This window comes from Telluria sp. PB2R4, from assembly GCF_059685695.1.
Genome location: NZ_JCASIC010000007.1, coordinates 148,872 through 162,407, shown reverse-complemented (window position 1 = coordinate 162,407; position 13,536 = coordinate 148,872). Strand labels below are relative to the sequence as shown.

19 protein-coding genes are annotated in these 13,536 nt (G+C 64.2%); all 19 read right to left on the bottom strand.

What is annotated here, in order from left to right:
* Positions 1-261 precede the first annotated feature (261 nt).
* Complete coding sequence (gene tatC, locus AC56LU_RS13705) at positions 262-1,014, bottom strand: twin-arginine translocase subunit TatC (RefSeq protein WP_497176157.1); 753 nt, start codon at positions 1,012-1,014, stop codon at positions 262-264.
* On the bottom strand, positions 1,014-1,517 hold the full coding sequence (gene tatB, locus AC56LU_RS13700) for a Sec-independent protein translocase protein TatB (protein ID WP_497176156.1): 504 nt from the start codon (positions 1,515-1,517) through the stop codon (positions 1,014-1,016). Before tatB ends, tatC begins: the two co-directional genes overlap by 1 nt.
* Before the next feature lie 9 nt (positions 1,518-1,526).
* Positions 1,527-1,769, bottom strand: a complete 243-nt coding sequence (gene tatA, locus AC56LU_RS13695) for a Sec-independent protein translocase subunit TatA (protein ID WP_497176155.1) — start codon at positions 1,767-1,769, stop codon at positions 1,527-1,529.
* Between the two features lie 87 nt (positions 1,770-1,856).
* Positions 1,857-2,231, bottom strand: coding sequence for a histidine triad nucleotide-binding protein (locus AC56LU_RS13690; protein WP_497176154.1), 375 nt, complete (start codon positions 2,229-2,231; stop codon positions 1,857-1,859).
* A gap of 136 nt (positions 2,232-2,367) precedes the next feature.
* Complete coding sequence (locus tag AC56LU_RS13685; RefSeq protein WP_497176153.1) at positions 2,368-2,709, bottom strand: phosphoribosyl-ATP diphosphatase; 342 nt, start codon at positions 2,707-2,709, stop codon at positions 2,368-2,370.
* Positions 2,702-3,115 carry a phosphoribosyl-AMP cyclohydrolase gene (gene hisI / locus AC56LU_RS13680; protein WP_497176152.1) on the bottom strand — a complete coding sequence of 138 codons (414 nt, stop codon included), beginning with the start codon at positions 3,113-3,115 and terminating at the stop codon, positions 2,702-2,704. Before hisI ends, AC56LU_RS13685 begins: the two co-directional genes overlap by 8 nt.
* Positions 3,116-3,117: 2 nt before the next feature.
* On the bottom strand, positions 3,118-3,879 hold the full coding sequence (gene hisF, locus AC56LU_RS13675; protein WP_497176151.1) for an imidazole glycerol phosphate synthase subunit HisF: 762 nt from the start codon (positions 3,877-3,879) through the stop codon (positions 3,118-3,120).
* 5 nt (positions 3,880-3,884) lie between these two features.
* Entirely contained in the window at positions 3,885-4,661 is a 777-nt protein-coding gene (gene hisA, locus AC56LU_RS13670) for a 1-(5-phosphoribosyl)-5-[(5-phosphoribosylamino)methylideneamino]imidazole-4-carboxamide isomerase (RefSeq protein WP_497176150.1), read from the bottom strand.
* Positions 4,662-4,701: 40 nt separating this feature from the next.
* Positions 4,702-5,343, bottom strand: coding sequence for an imidazole glycerol phosphate synthase subunit HisH (gene hisH, locus AC56LU_RS13665; protein WP_497176149.1), 642 nt, complete (start codon positions 5,341-5,343; stop codon positions 4,702-4,704).
* A 19-nt stretch (positions 5,344-5,362) separates the two neighbouring features.
* A complete protein-coding gene (hisB, locus tag AC56LU_RS13660) occupies positions 5,363-5,953 on the bottom strand; it encodes an imidazoleglycerol-phosphate dehydratase HisB (RefSeq protein ID WP_497176148.1) in 591 nt (196 codons plus the stop codon).
* Positions 5,950-7,068: a histidinol-phosphate transaminase gene (hisC, locus tag AC56LU_RS13655; RefSeq protein ID WP_497176270.1), complete on the bottom strand. Its 1,119-nt coding sequence runs from the start codon at positions 7,066-7,068 to the stop codon at positions 5,950-5,952. The genes hisB and hisC overlap by 4 nt, the downstream gene beginning before the upstream one ends.
* An 8-nt stretch (positions 7,069-7,076) precedes the next feature.
* Positions 7,077-7,898, bottom strand: coding sequence for a DNA-methyltransferase (locus tag AC56LU_RS13650; protein WP_497176147.1), 822 nt, complete (start codon positions 7,896-7,898; stop codon positions 7,077-7,079).
* Positions 7,895-9,214, bottom strand: coding sequence for a histidinol dehydrogenase (gene hisD, locus AC56LU_RS13645; RefSeq protein ID WP_497176146.1), 1,320 nt, complete (start codon positions 9,212-9,214; stop codon positions 7,895-7,897). Before hisD ends, AC56LU_RS13650 begins: the two co-directional genes overlap by 4 nt.
* A gap of 11 nt (positions 9,215-9,225) precedes the next feature.
* Positions 9,226-9,891, bottom strand: coding sequence for an ATP phosphoribosyltransferase (hisG, locus tag AC56LU_RS13640; protein ID WP_497176269.1), 666 nt, complete (start codon positions 9,889-9,891; stop codon positions 9,226-9,228).
* A 5-nt stretch (positions 9,892-9,896) separates the two neighbouring features.
* Entirely contained in the window at positions 9,897-11,150 is a 1,254-nt protein-coding gene (murA, locus tag AC56LU_RS13635) for a UDP-N-acetylglucosamine 1-carboxyvinyltransferase (protein WP_497176145.1), read from the bottom strand.
* A gap of 2 nt (positions 11,151-11,152) precedes the next feature.
* A complete protein-coding gene (locus tag AC56LU_RS13630) occupies positions 11,153-11,389 on the bottom strand; it encodes a BolA family protein (RefSeq protein ID WP_497176144.1) in 237 nt (78 codons plus the stop codon).
* 44 nt (positions 11,390-11,433) lie between these two features.
* On the bottom strand, positions 11,434-12,201 hold the full coding sequence (locus AC56LU_RS13625) for an ABC transporter permease (RefSeq protein WP_497176143.1): 768 nt from the start codon (positions 12,199-12,201) through the stop codon (positions 11,434-11,436).
* The gene (locus tag AC56LU_RS13620; RefSeq protein ID WP_497176142.1) at positions 12,198-13,121 is read right to left on the bottom strand and encodes an ABC transporter ATP-binding protein; all 924 of its coding nucleotides are present in this window, start codon (positions 13,119-13,121) and stop codon (positions 12,198-12,200) included. Before AC56LU_RS13620 ends, AC56LU_RS13625 begins: the two co-directional genes overlap by 4 nt.
* A gap of 139 nt (positions 13,122-13,260) precedes the next feature.
* Positions 13,261-13,536, bottom strand: a complete 276-nt coding sequence (locus tag AC56LU_RS13615) for an STAS domain-containing protein (protein ID WP_497176141.1) — start codon at positions 13,534-13,536, stop codon at positions 13,261-13,263.

The following is a 13,536-nucleotide window of genomic DNA, read 5'->3' as shown; positions in this document are numbered from 1 at the left end:
GTTCACCCAGAAGGTAAGCCGTGCACCGTCCGCGGGACGGGGTGAAATAGGCAACGTAGCGCTTCTGTACTGCTTATCCAATGCATGACAGTGGAATGTGGCGTGGCGCTGCGATGTCGACATCCCACTGCCAATCGCCGTGCGCGTGCATGCACACTGCCTCGGAGGCAGTGTGCAAGGGTCATGAGTCTGTTCGGTGTCGTGTTTGTAAGACAGCCTGGGGCGATGGGCACCGAGGCCGAATTCCCAGCCGGCGCGAGCTTACGCGTCTTGTGGCGCCCGCGTCATGCGCACAAACATTGGCGCTACCAGCAGGCCCAGCTCATAGAGCAGGCACATCGGTATAGCCAGCGCCAGCTGACTCACCACATCGGGCGGTGTCACGATGGCGGCAATCACGAAAGCACCGACAATGACGTACGAGCGGATTTCCTTGAGTTTCTCGATGCTGACGATCCCCATGCGTACCAGGATCACTACCGCCACCGGCACCTCGAAGGTAAAGCCGAAGGCCAGGCACATCGACATCACGAAGTCGAGATAATTCTCGATGTCCGGCGTCACCGCGATCGAAGACGGGGCAAACTCGCCGATGAACTGGAATACGCGGCCAAACACAAAGAAATAACAGAAGGCCACGCCGGCGATGAACAGCGCCGAGGAGGAAATCACAAGGGGCAATACCAGGCGCTTTTCGTGCATGTACAGGCCCGGCGCAACGAAAGCCCACAATTGATAGAAGACCCAGGGCAAGGACAGGATGAAGGCCAGCAGCAAGGTGACCTTCATCGGCACCAGGAACGGCGATATGACGCCGGTGGCGATCATCTTCGAGCCAGCCGGCAGCGAGGCGATCATGGGCGCGGCAAGCAAGTCATACACGTGCGAAGCCCCAGGCCAGACGAACAGTACCGCACAGGCGATGGCAATCCCGATCGATGCCTTGACCAGACGGTTACGCAATTCGACCAGGTGCGAAATAAATGTTTCTTCGGCGGCTACTTCTTCAGTCATCAGAAAAACGAAGTGTTGGTGATACGTGAGACTGGCCTGAACTTGCGCACGCGTGCGGCGCCAGACATGACATGCGTTTTTCCACCATGACGGTGCTTGTACCAGGCCGGAACCGCCGAGCTGCGTACCAGCTTCTTACGCCGGAAGTCGCGCGCCTTGCGGTCGATGTCGAAAGTGCTGGCGAAAGATGCGCCGGAAGGGCTATCCGAGGAATGCTCCTGGCCATCCCACAGCGCTTCCACCTCGTCCAGATGGCTGGACAGGGACTGCTCGACCTCGCTTTTCAGGGATTGAGCGCTTTCATGCACTTCTTTATGGAGGTTGCGCAACTCTTCGAGCTCGATCTCGCGGCTGACTTCAGACTTGACGGTTGCCAGGTAACGCTGGGCACGCCCATAGAGCGTACCCGCCATGCGCGCGACTCTCGGCAATTTTTCAGGACCAATGACAATCAACGCGACAACGCCGATGATCGCAATTTTGGACAGCCCAAGATCAATCATGCCGGAGAATTAATGACGCGTTTTTTCACGGGTTTCCACATCGACGGTCGACTTGTCACCCAGTTGCTGCGATTTCTGTGCAGCAGTTGCCTGATCGGCTTCCGGATTGTCATCCGCGCCCTTGACGCCATCTTTGAAGCCTTTGACCGCTTTGCCGAGATCGGAACCCATATTGCTGATTTTCTTGGTACCGAAGACCAGCATCACAATGACCAGCACGATAACCCAATGCCACACACTAAACGAACCCATGATTACTCCTTGTAGGGCGAAAGCGCCCGATAATCGAAAGCGTACTTTTGAGTATACGCGATGCGGGACAGCTTGTCCCCCAAACCTTTATGTACCGAGACCGCGCCAGGGGCGCTCGCCGCCATAGACGTGGAGGTGAAGGTGATAGACCTCTTGCCCGCCATCTGGACCGCTGTTGATCAAGGTCTTGAAACCGCCGCGCCGCTCGCCATCATCGTCGACCTCGACCGCAATTCCATTTTCCTGTGCAAGTCTTGAAGCCAAGCCCAGCATCTTGCCGAGCACCGCCGCATGTTCCGCACTACAGTCGGATAAAGTTGCGATATGGACTTTTGGAATGACCAAGAGGTGCACCGGAGCAGCAGGGTTAATGTCTTTGAATGCCAGTACATCGTCATCCTCGTACACCACGCTGGCCGGAATTTGCTTGCCAACGATCTTGCAGAAAATGCAGTTATCCATCTTATCTCCAACCAATAACGCCGCTACCTAGACATCCTGTATGTTAGGGCTAACGCGTGACGCCGGTGTGACGTCTGGGTCTGATTATGACACCGCGCGCGCCAGCGACAGGCATAAAATGAAAAGCAGCTAACGCTTATTGTTCTTTTCGCGAGGCTTTTTCGTCGATGCCGGACAGGCCTTCGCGGCGCCCCAGCTCGTCGATCACCTGCTGCGGCGTCAAGCCGAACTGGGCCAGCAGCACCATCGTGTGGAACCACAGGTCGGCGGTCTCGTACAGCAGCTTCGAGGCGTCGCCCGAGACGCGCGCATCCTTGGCAGCCATCACGGTTTCGGTGGCTTCCTCGCCGATCTTCTTCAGGATGGCGTCGTCGCCCTTGCTGAACAGCTTGGCCACGTAGGAGGTGGCGGGGTCGCCGCCGGCTGCCGGCTTGCGCGACTCGATCACGGCCGCGACGCGGGCCAGGGTGTCACTCATGGGATTTCTTCGGTTGGGAATAGATGGTGTCGGGGTCCTGCAGCACGGGGTCGACCGCCTGCCAGTCCTCGGCATCGCTGTCGAATTTCTGGAAGAAGCAGGAATGGCGCCCGGTGTGGCAGGCGATGCCGCCCTTCTGCTCGATCTTGAGCAGCACGACGTCCTCGTCGCAGTCGAGGCGCATCTCCAGTACCTTCTGGGTATGGCCGGACTCTTCGCCCTTGTGCCACAGCTTCTTGCGCGAGCGGCTCCAGTAGACGGCTTCGCCCAGCTCAACCGTTTTAGCGAGCGCGTCGCGGTTCATCCAGGCGAACATCAGGATGTCGCCGGTCGCTGCTTCCTGGGCGATCACCGGCACCAGGCCGTTCTCGTCCCAGCGGACTTTATTCAGCCACTTGTTCGCCATGTTCACTCCAGGCGCATCGGGATGCCGCGGTCAAGCATGAAGCGCTTGGCCTCGCCGACCGTGTGCTGCCCGTAGTGGAAGATGCTGGCCGCCAGCACCGCGTCGGCGTGGCCTTCGAGGATGCCGTCGGCCAGGTCTTGCAAGCCGCCGACGCCGCCCGAGGCGACCACCGAGATGCCGACCGCATCGGACACGGCGCGCGTCAGGCCCAGGTCGAAGCCGGACTTGGTGCCGTCGCGGTCCATCGAGGTGAGCAGCAGTTCGCCGGCGCCCAGGCTTTCCATCTTCTTCGCCCATTCGACGGCGTCGAGGCCGGTCGCGTTGCGGCCGCCGTGGGTGAACACTTCCCACTTGCCGGGCGCGACCTGCTTGGCGTCGATCGCCACCACGATGCACTGCGAGCCGTGCTTCTGCGAGGCGTCGAACACCAGCTGCGGGTTCGTGACGGCCGAGGTGTTCATCGACACCTTGTCGGCGCCGGCATTGAGCAGGCGCCGCACGTCCTCGACCTTGCGCACGCCGCCACCGACGGTGAGCGGGATGAACACGGTCGAGGCCACGGCCTCGATGATCGGCAGGATCAGGTCGCGGCCGTCGCTCGAGGCGGTGATGTCGAGGAAGGTGATTTCGTCGGCGCCCTGGCCGTCGTAGCGGCGCGCGATCTCGACCGGGTCGCCGGCATCGCGCAGCTCGGTGAAGTTGACGCCCTTGACCACGCGGCCGCCGGTGACGTCGAGGCAGGGGATGATGCGTTTTGCGAGCATACGGCTTAGGCCTGGGCGCCCTCGGTCAGTTCGTCGGCGCGCACCTGCGCCGAGGTCAGGTCGAGCGTGCCTTCGTAGATCGAGCGGCCGCAGATCACGCCTTCGATGCCTTCGTCCTGCACCGCGCACAGCGCTTCGACGTCGGCCAGGGTGTGCACGCCGCCCGACGCGATGATCGGGATGCGGACGGCCTGGGCCAGCTTGACGGTGGCCTCGATGTTCACGCCGCCCATCATGCCGTCGCGGCCGATGTCGGTGTAGACGATCGATTCGACGCCGTAGCCTTCGAACTTCTTGGCCAGGTCGATGACTTCGTGGCCCGACATCTTGCTCCAGCCGTCGGTGGCGACCTTGCCGTCCTTGGCGTCCAGGCCGACGATGATCGAGCCCGGGAAGGCGCCGCAGGCATCGTGCAGGAAGCCCGGGTTCTTCACCGCGGCGGTGCCGACGATGATGTAGGTGATGCCGTCGTCCAGGTAGCGCTCGATGGTGTCGAGGTCGCGGATGCCGCCGCCCAGCTGGACAGGGATCTCGTCGATGCCCATCTCTTCGGCGTAGTCCTGCACGGTGCGCAGGATCGCCTTGACCGCTTCCTCGTTCTTCGGCTTGCCCGCGAAGGCGCCGTTCAGGTCGACCAGGTGCAGCCGGCGCGCGCCCTTCTTGAGCCAGTGCAGCGCCATGTCGGCGGGGTCTTCGGAAAACACGGTAGCGAGGTCCATGTCGCCCTGTTTCAGGCGAACGCAGTGACCGTCTTTCAGGTCGATGGCAGGAATCAGCAGCATGGTCGTTGTCGGTTGGTTGACGGCGGGTTGAGGTAGAAACTCACGGTTTCCAGTGAATGAAATTGCGGTACAGGCGCAGCCCGGCGGCGGCGCTCTTTTCAGGGTGGAACTGGGTGGCGACCAGGTTGTCGCGCGCGACGGCGCAGGCGTACATGCCGCCGTAGTCGGCTTCGCCGATGGTGTCGAACGCGTTCTCCGGCGCGGCGTAGTAGCTGTGCACGAAGTAGAAGTAGCTGCCGTCCTCGACGCCGTCCCACAGCGGGTGGGCGCGGGTTTGGCGCACGCGGTTCCAGCCCATCTGCGGCACCTTGAAGCGCGAGCCGTCGGCCTGCAGCTTGCCGTCCAGCTGGAAGCGCACCACCTTGCCCGGCAACAGGCCCAGGCCCGGCGTGCCTTCGTTCTCTTCACTGGCGTCGAACAGCATCTGCTCGCCGACGCACACGCCCATGACGGGGCGCGTCTTCACGGCGCGCAGCAGCGCGTCCTCGGCGCCGGATTCGCGCAGGCTGCGCATGCAATCGCGCATCGCGCCCTGGCCCGGCAGCACGATGCGGTCGGCGGCATCGATGTCGGCTGCCTGGTTCGACACCAGGATGTCGGCTTCGGGGGCGGCGGCGCGCAGCGCCTGCGCTACCGAGCGCAGGTTACCCAGGCCATCAACCACCACAATCTTGTTCGTCATGATGCTCAGTTACCCCAGCCTACAGGCTGCCTTTGGTCGAAGGGATGATGCCGGCGGCGCGCTCGTCCAGCGTGGTCGCCATGCGCAGCGCGCGCCCGAAGGCCTTGAACACCGTCTCGCACTGGTGGTGCGCGTTCACGCCGCGCAGGTTGTCGATGTGCAGGGTGACGCCGGCGTGGTTCACGAAGCCGCGGAAGAACTCGCCCGTCAGGTCGACATCGAAGGTGCCGATCATGGCGCGCGTCCAGGGGATGTGCATCTCCAGGCCTGGACGGCCGGAAAAGTCGATGACCACGCGCGACAGCGCTTCGTCCAGCGGCACATAGGAATGGCCGTAGCGGGTCATGCCCTTCTTGTCGCCGACGGCCTTGGCGATCGCCATGCCGAGGGTGATGCCGGTGTCCTCGACGGTATGGTGGGCGTCGATGTGCAGGTCGCCGACGGCTTCGACCTCGAGGTCGATCATGCCGTGGCGCGCGATCTGGTCGAGCATGTGGTCGAGGAAGGGAACGCCAGTGTTGAGCTTCTGGCGGCCGGTGCCGTCGAGGTTGATCGCGACGCGGATCTGCGTCTCGTTGGTATTGCGCGTGATGTCGGCGGTGCGGGTCATTGCTGGGGCTCGTCGCTGCTGGAACGGTATAGGGACGCTTTCAGGGCGTTCAGGAATGCGGTGTTTTCTTCGGGTGTGCTGACCGTGACGCGGATGCAGTTGGCCAGCATCTTGTCCATTTTACCCAAATTCCTGATCAAGACCTTCTCCGCGCGAAGTTCCGAGCAGACCTGGTCGGCATCGGCCACGCGCATCGAGATGAAATTCGCTGCCGACGGAAACACTTCGACTCCCGGCAGCGCCGCCAGTTCGGCCGCCAGGCGCGTGCGCTCGGCGTTCAGCATCTCGGCCTGCCGGTCGAGCACGTCGAGGTGGTCGAGCGCGAACTCGGCGGCGACCTGGGTCAGCACGTTGACGTTGTAGGGCGGACGCACCTTCTCGAACTGCTCGAGCAGTTTCGCATCGCCCGACAGGTAGCCGAGGCGGATGCCGGCCAGGCCCAGCTTGGACAGGGTGCGCATCACGACCAGGTTCGGGAACTCGGGCAGGCGGCCCATGAAGCTCTTCTTCGCAAACGGCTGGTAGGCCTCGTCCACCACCGCGATGCCGGTCTCGCCCAGCGCCCGGATGATCGCCACCATGTCGTCGGCATCGAACAGGTTGCCGGTCGGGTTGTTCGGGTAGGCCAGGAATACCAGCGCCGGCTGGTGCTCTTCAATTGCCGCCAGCATCGCCGGCAGGTCGAGCGAGAAGTCGGCTTTCAGCGGCACGCCGACGAAATCGGCGCCCGCGAACTGGGCCGAACGCTCGAACATCACGAAGGCCGGGGTCGGGGCCATGATGACGGCGCGCCGGTCCTGGTGCGCCACGGCCATGGCCATGATCGAGATGAGCTCGTCCGAGCCGTTGCCGAGCAGGACGTCATAGCCCAGCGGGACGCCCAGGCCGGCGCAGATCTTGTGCTTGAGCGTGGCATAGGAAGCCACCGGGTAGCGGTTCAGGGCGGCGTCTGCCAGGCGCTGGCCCAGCTCGGCGCGCAGTTCCTGGGGCAGCTCATAAGGGTTCTCCATCGCGTCGAGCTTGATGTAGCCGCTCGCATCCGGCACGTGGTAGCTGGCGATGCTGCGGACGTCCGCGCGGATGGTGTTCTCGATCAGCTTGTCGATCGCAGTCATGCTCGATGTCATGCGGTTTCCTCGTTCAGGGGCGCGTTCTTCGCCGCGCTTTTACGTTTTTTTCCGGCCACCGGCACCTCGGGCGCGGCCAGGCGCGCGCGGATGATGTCGCAGTAGGCGGGGTTCAATTCGAAGCCGGTGAAATGGCGGCCGGCCTGGCGCGCCGCGATGGCCGTGGTGCCGCTGCCCATGAAGGGGTCGAGCACGACGCCGCCCGCCGGGCACGAGGCCTTGACCATGCGCTCGATGATTTCGAGCGGCTTCTGGGTAGGGTGATCGGCGCGCTCGGGGTGTTCGCGGTGCAGGCGCGACACGCTCCATACGTCCTTCGGGTTGTAGCCCACTTCCAGCCACTTGGCGCCGATGAAGATCGAGCGCGAGCGCGCCTTTTTCGTCTCGGCGTCGTAGGGGATGCGCACCGCGTCGAGGTCGAAGTAGTAATCCTTGCGGTTCACAAAAAAGCCGATGGTGTCGTGCACCGACGAGAAGCTGCGCACGCTGCCGCCCATCGAGGGCACGCGGCGGTCCCAGATGATCTCGTTCATCATCGTCATGCGCTTTTTCAGCATGACGAAGATCTCCGGCGCGAAGCGCCAGGTCAGGAAGATGTACAGGCTGCCGTTGGGCTTGAGCTTGGGCAGGACGGCGTCGATCCAGCGCCCGGTCCAGGCCAGGTATTCCTCGACGCCCTGCTGGTCCGAGGTGTTGCCGTAGTCCTTGCCGAGGTTGTAAGGCGGGTCGGTCAGGATCAGGTCGATGGACCCATCTGGAATGCGCGCCAGACCCGTCAGCGCGTCCTCGCAGAACACCTGGTCGACCCAGCCGGTCATGATCTGATTCTCAGCTCGGCGCTGCGGGCGTGCGCCTGCAGGCCTTCGCCGTAAGCCAGTTCGGCCGCAACCTTGCCGAGTGTCTGGGCGCCCGCCTCGCTCACCTGGATGATGGACGAGCGCTTCTGGAAGTCGTACACGCCCAGCGGCGAGGAGAAACGCGCCGTGCGCGAAGTCGGCAGCACGTGGTTCGGGCCGCAGCAGTAGTCGCCCAGCGACTCGGACGAGAAGCGACCCAGGAACATCGCGCCGGCGTGGCGGATTTGATCCGCCCACTGCAGCGGTTCCTCGGCGGAGATCTCGAGGTGCTCGGCAGCGATCGCGTTGGCGATGGCGCAGGCTTCGTTCATGTCGCGCACCTTGACCAGCGCGCCGCGGTCGCTCAGCGAGGTGGTGATGGTGGCGGCGCGCGGCATGGTCGGCAGCAGCTTGTGGATGCTCGCCTCCACGCGCGCGATGTAATCCGCGTCCGGGCACAACAGGATGGCCTGGGCCAGCTCGTCGTGCTCGGCCTGCGAGAACAGGTCCATCGCCACCCAGTCCGGGTCGGAGGTGCCGTCGCACAGCACCAGGATTTCCGACGGGCCGGCGATCATGTCGATGCCGACCGTGCCGAACACGCGGCGCTTGGCGGCCGCCACGTAGGCATTGCCCGGACCGACGATCTTGTCCACGGCGGGAATCGTTTCGGTGCCGTAGGCCAGCGCGCCGACGGCCTGGGCGCCGCCGATGGTGATCACGCGGGTGACGCCGGCGATCGCGGCGGCAGCCAGCACCATGGCGTTCTTCACGCCGTCCGGGGTCGGCACCACCATCACGATTTCCTGCACCCCCGCCACCTGGGCCGGAATCGCGTTCATCAGCACCGAGGACGGATAGGCCGCCTTGCCTCCGGGGACATAGATGCCGACGCGGTCGAGCGGGGTCACGCGCTGGCCCAGCACGGTGCCGTCAGGCTCGGTGAAGCTGAAACCGTTCAGTTCCTGCTTCTGGCGCTCGTGGAAGACGCGGATGCGGTCGGCGGCGATGCGCAGCGCATTGCGCTGGGCTTCCGGCAGCGAGGCCAGGGCCGCATCGAGTTCGGCCTGCCCAATGTCGAAGGCGGCCATCGTGGTGGCGCCGCCGTTCGGGATGCGGTCGAAGCGGTTGGTGTATTCCAGCACGGCGGCGTCGCCGCGCTTTTTCACGTCCGCCAGGATCTTCGCGACGCTGGACTCGATGGCATCGTCGGTCTCGGCCTCGAAAGCCAGTAGCGCGTCGAGCGTTTGTTTGAAATCCGGTGCGGCGGAGTCGAGCTTGCGGATCTGTACTACCATCGGGTTTACCTTCAGCCTTGTTGGGTCGACGCCTGCTGGAAGGCGTCGAGAATCGGTTGCAGGCGCTCGCGCTTGAGCTTGAGCGCGGCCTGGTTGACCACCAGGCGCGAGGAGATGTCCATGATCTTTTCGACTTCGACCAGGTTGTTGGCGCGCAGGGTGCCGCCGGTCGAGACCACGTCGACGATGGCGTCGGACAGGCCAACCAGCGGCGCCAGCTCCATCGAGCCGTACAGCTTGATCAGGTCGACGTGCACGCCCTTGGCGGCGAAGTGCTCGCGCGCCGTGTTCACGAACTTGGTCGCCACCCGCAGGCGTGCGCCCTGGCGCACCGCGCTCTCGTAGTCGAAACCGGCATTCACCGCCACCGACATGCGGCAGGAGGCGATGCGCAGGTCGATCGGCTGGTACAGGCCTTCGCCGCCGTGCTCGAGCAGCACGTCCTTGCCGGCCACGCCGAAGTCGGCGGCGCCGTGCTGCACATAGGTCGGCACGTCGCTGGCGCGCACGATCAGCACGCGCACGCCGGGGTCGTTGGTCGGCAGGATCAGCTTGCGCGAGGTTTCCGGATTTTCGGTGACGGTGATCCCGGCCGCCGCCAGCAGCGGCAGGGTGTCTTCGAAGATGCGGCCCTTGGAAAGCGCCAGGATCAGCCCGGCGCCGCCATTCTTGGTCATGATGGTCATTGTTTGATGCGGACGATGTCGGCGCCCACGGCCGACAGCTTCACTTCCATGCGGTCATAACCGCGGTCGAGGTGGTAGATGCGGTCCACGATGGTCGTGCCTTCGGCGGCCATGCCGGCGATCACCAGCGAGGCCGAGGCGCGCAGGTCGGTCGCCATCACCGGCGCACCGACCAGGCGGTCGACACCCTTGATGAAGGCGGTATTGCCCTCGGTGGAGATGTGCGCGCCGAGACGGTTCATCTCCTGCACGTGCATGAAGCGGTTTTCGAAAATGGTCTCGGTGACGCGGCTTGAACCCGAAGCCAGGATGTTCACGGCCATGAACTGGGCCTGCATGTCGGTCGGGAAGCCCGGGTACTCGGTGGTGCGGAACGAGACCGGACGCGGACGGCCGTCCATGCGCGCGCGGATGGTGTCGGTACCGACGTCGAGCTGCAGGCCGATCTCGCGCAGCTTCTCGAGCGCCACGTCGAAGGTGTCGGTGCGGGTGTTACGCAGAGTGATGTCGCCGCCGGTGGCCGCCACCGCGCACAGGAAAGTCGCGGCCTCGATGCGGTCCGAGATCACGGCGTGCTTGGCGCCGTGCAGCGATTCGACGCCCTGGATCACCAGGCGGTCGGTGCCGATGCCCTCGATCCTCGCGCCCATCGCCACCAAGAGGTTGGCCAGGTCGGTCACTTCCGGCTCGCGCGCGGCGTTTTCCAGCACGGTCTCGCCTTCCGCCAGCGTCGCCGCCATCAGGAGGTTCTCGGTGCCGGTCACGGTGATCATGTCGGTGTGGATGCGCGCGCCCTTCAGCTTCGCGCACCTGGCGTGGATGTAGCCGCCTTCGATCGTGATCTCGGCGCCCATCTGGCGCAGGCCCTTGATGTGCTGGTCGACCGGACGCGAACCGATCGCGCAGCCGCCCGGCAGCGACACCTTGGCTTCGCCGAAGCGCGCCAGCAGCGGGCCGAGCACCAGGATCGAGGCGCGCATGGTCTTCACCAGCTCGTACGGCGCTTCGAGCGAGATGATGTTGGCGCCGTTGAGCGTCACGCGCTCGTCGTCCTGGGTCACCTGCAGGCCGGTCTGGGCCAGCAGCTTGAGGATGGTGCGCACGTCGTGCAGGCGCGGCACGTTCGACAGTTCGAGGTCGCCGCCCGTCAGGAGGCCGGCGCACAGGATGGGCAGCGCGGCGTTCTTGGCGCCGGAAACGGAAATGTCGCCGTCGAGGCGCTTGCCGCCGACAATCTGGAGCTTGTCCATGCTTAGCCTCCGTACTCTTCAGGGGTCAGGGTTTTCATCGACAGCGCGTGGATCTCTTCGCGCATGCGGTCGCCCAGCGCGGCGTACACCAGCTGGTGGCGCTGGATCGGACGCTTGCCGGCAAAGCTCGGGGACACGATGACTGCCTTGAAATGCTGGCCGTCGCCTTCCACCTCGAGGTGGGTGCATTCGAGGCCGGCGCTGATGTAGCTGTGGATCAGTTCGGGTGTGGTCGACACGGGTGACTCCGGTGAATTCTTTAGTGGCGCAAGGGTGAAGAAAATTAGTGGCGTAAGTTGTAGCCGCGTTTGAGCAGATTGACCGCAATCGCCGCCAACACCACGAAGAACACCGACACGATGGCCAGGCTGGTCCAGGGCGAGACGTCGGACTTGCCGAAGAATCCATAACGGAACCCGTCAATCATATAAAAGAACGGGTTGAAATGCGAGACCGCCAGCCAGAAGGGCGGCAGTTTCTGAATCGAATAGAACACTCCGGCCAGGAAAGTGGCCGGCATGATCAGGAAGTTCTGGAACGCGGCCAGCTGGTCGAACTTCTCGGCCCAGATGCCGGCGATCACGCCCATGGTGCCGAGGATGGCCGCGCCCAGGAAGGCGAACACCACGATCCACAGCGGCGCGACAAACGGCAGGTGGGCGAACCAGGCGGTGATGACGAACACGCCGAAACCCACCACCAGCCCGCGCAGCACCGACGCGGCGATATAGGCCGACAGGATTTCGAAATGCGACAGCGGCGGCAGCAGGATGAACACCAGATTACCGGTGATCTTGGACTGGATCAGCGAGGACGACGAGTTGGCGAAGGCGTTCTGCAGCACGCTCATCATCACCAAGCCCGGGATCAGGAAGGCGGTGTAGCTGACGCCGTCGAGCATCTCCACGCGGCCGTCCAGCACATGGCCGAAGATCAGGAGGTAGAGCATGGCCGTCACGACCGGGGCCGCGATGGTCTGGGTCGCCACCTTCCAGAAGCGCAGCGACTCCTTGTAGAACAGGGTGCGGAAACCCACCGAGAACAGGTTCATTGCGGGCCGCCTTCCTGTTTGTCGCCGACCACCTGCAGGAAGATGTCTTCCAGGTCGGCCTGCTCCAGCTGCATTTCGTCGATCACGGCGCCGCCCTCGCGCAGGCGCGCCAGGATCGGTTCGACGTCGTTGACGTCGTTGACGCGCAGCGTGTACTTGTTGCCGTTCGCGTGCTCGTCGTGCGAGACCAGGTGGCGCAGGCTTTCCGGCAGGTCGCCGCTCTTCAGGTGCACCACCAGCTGCGAGCCCGACACGCGGCGCAGCAGCGCGGACATGCTGTCCAGCGCCACCACGTGCCCGAGCTTGAGCATGGCGACGCGCTGGCACATGGCTTGCGCCTCTTCGAGGTAATGGGTGGTGAGGACCACGGTGTGGCCTTCGCGGTTCAGGCGCGCGATGAACTTCCACAGGGTCTGGCGCAGCTCGACGTCGACGCCGGCGGTCGGCTCGTCCAGCACGATCACCGGCGGCTTGTGCACCAGCGCCTGCGCCACCAGCACGCGGCGCTTCATGCCGCCCGACAGCGCGCGCATGTTGACGTCGGCCTTGTTGGTGAGATCGAGGTTGTGCATGACTTCGTCGATCCAGGCGTCGTTGTTCCTGATGCCGAAGTAGCCCGACTGCAGGCGCAGCGTCTCGCGCACGGTGAAGAAGGGATCGAACACCAGCTCCTGCGGCACCACGCCCAGGCGCTTGCGCGCTTCGCGGAAGTCGGTCACCACGTCGTGGCCATGGATCTTGACGCTGCCCACGTCCGGGCGAATCAGGCCGGCGATGGTGGAGATCAGGGTCGTCTTGCCGGCGCCGTTGGGGCCGAGGAGGCCGAAGAACTCGCCTTCCTCGATGCTCAGGGAAACGCCCTTGAGGGCCTTGAAGCCCTTGTAGCTTTTCTCGACGCTGTTAATCTGGATCGCTGTCATTCTTGTTTGGAGCGGCGGCGCGAGCGCGCCAGGCCGTGCGGGGGAAACGACCCATTATAGGGGAAATTGCAATTACAAGAGGCCGGCGGGGAGGTTTTCGCAGGAGGCCCGGTAAAACCGGCCATCCTGCGAAAACGAATTACGATTGCAGCAGCAACTGGTCGACGCCGTACAGCGTGGCAAGGTTCTGAACGTTGCAGGGAACGTTGATGAAGGTGAGGCGCTGGCCGGACGCCAGTGCGCGGCGCTGCCAGGCCAGCAGCACGGCCACGCCGGACGAATCGGCGGTGCTCACGCCGCCGAGATCGAACACGGTTTCGCCCGCAGCGATCGCCGCAGAGCCCTGCTCCAGGGCGCTACTGGCGCTCTGGAAGGTCAGGGCATCGAGCGAGAGCATTGGATTGGCTTCGGCCAT

Excerpts from the sequence above, each read along its gene's own strand:
- tatC (WP_497176157.1), bottom strand. The coding sequence starts at position 1,014 with ATGACTGAAGAAGTAGCCGCCGAAGAAACATTTATTTCGCACCTGGTC.
- AC56LU_RS13620 (WP_497176142.1), bottom strand. The coding sequence starts at position 13,121 with ATGACAGCGATCCAGATTAACAGCGTCGAGAAAAGCTACAAGGGCTTC.
- hisG (WP_497176269.1), bottom strand. The coding sequence starts at position 9,891 with ATGACCAAGAATGGCGGCGCCGGGCTGATCCTGGCGCTTTCCAAGGGC.
- AC56LU_RS13625 (WP_497176143.1), bottom strand. The coding sequence starts at position 12,201 with ATGAACCTGTTCTCGGTGGGTTTCCGCACCCTGTTCTACAAGGAGTCG.
- hisC (WP_497176270.1), bottom strand. The coding sequence starts at position 7,068 with ATGACTGCGATCGACAAGCTGATCGAGAACACCATCCGCGCGGACGTC.
- hisI (WP_497176152.1), bottom strand. The coding sequence starts at position 3,115 with ATGGCGAACAAGTGGCTGAATAAAGTCCGCTGGGACGAGAACGGCCTG.
- AC56LU_RS13685 (WP_497176153.1), bottom strand. The coding sequence starts at position 2,709 with ATGAGTGACACCCTGGCCCGCGTCGCGGCCGTGATCGAGTCGCGCAAG.
- AC56LU_RS13690 (WP_497176154.1), bottom strand. The coding sequence starts at position 2,231 with ATGGATAACTGCATTTTCTGCAAGATCGTTGGCAAGCAAATTCCGGCC.
- hisB (WP_497176148.1), bottom strand. The coding sequence starts at position 5,953 with ATGACCCGCACCGCCGACATCACGCGCAATACCAACGAGACGCAGATC.
- tatB (WP_497176156.1), bottom strand. The coding sequence starts at position 1,517 with ATGATTGATCTTGGGCTGTCCAAAATTGCGATCATCGGCGTTGTCGCG.
- AC56LU_RS13615 (WP_497176141.1), bottom strand. The coding sequence starts at position 13,536 with ATGGCCGAAGCCAATCCAATGCTCTCGCTCGATGCCCTGACCTTCCAG.
- hisD (WP_497176146.1), bottom strand. The coding sequence starts at position 9,214 with ATGGTAGTACAGATCCGCAAGCTCGACTCCGCCGCACCGGATTTCAAA.
- hisA (WP_497176150.1), bottom strand. The coding sequence starts at position 4,661 with ATGCTGCTGATTCCTGCCATCGACCTGAAAGACGGTCACTGCGTTCGC.
- hisH (WP_497176149.1), bottom strand. The coding sequence starts at position 5,343 with ATGACGAACAAGATTGTGGTGGTTGATGGCCTGGGTAACCTGCGCTCG.
- murA (WP_497176145.1), bottom strand. The coding sequence starts at position 11,150 with ATGGACAAGCTCCAGATTGTCGGCGGCAAGCGCCTCGACGGCGACATT.
- AC56LU_RS13650 (WP_497176147.1), bottom strand. The coding sequence starts at position 7,898 with ATGACCGGCTGGGTCGACCAGGTGTTCTGCGAGGACGCGCTGACGGGT.
- hisF (WP_497176151.1), bottom strand. The coding sequence starts at position 3,879 with ATGCTCGCAAAACGCATCATCCCCTGCCTCGACGTCACCGGCGGCCGC.
- tatA (WP_497176155.1), bottom strand. The coding sequence starts at position 1,769 with ATGGGTTCGTTTAGTGTGTGGCATTGGGTTATCGTGCTGGTCATTGTG.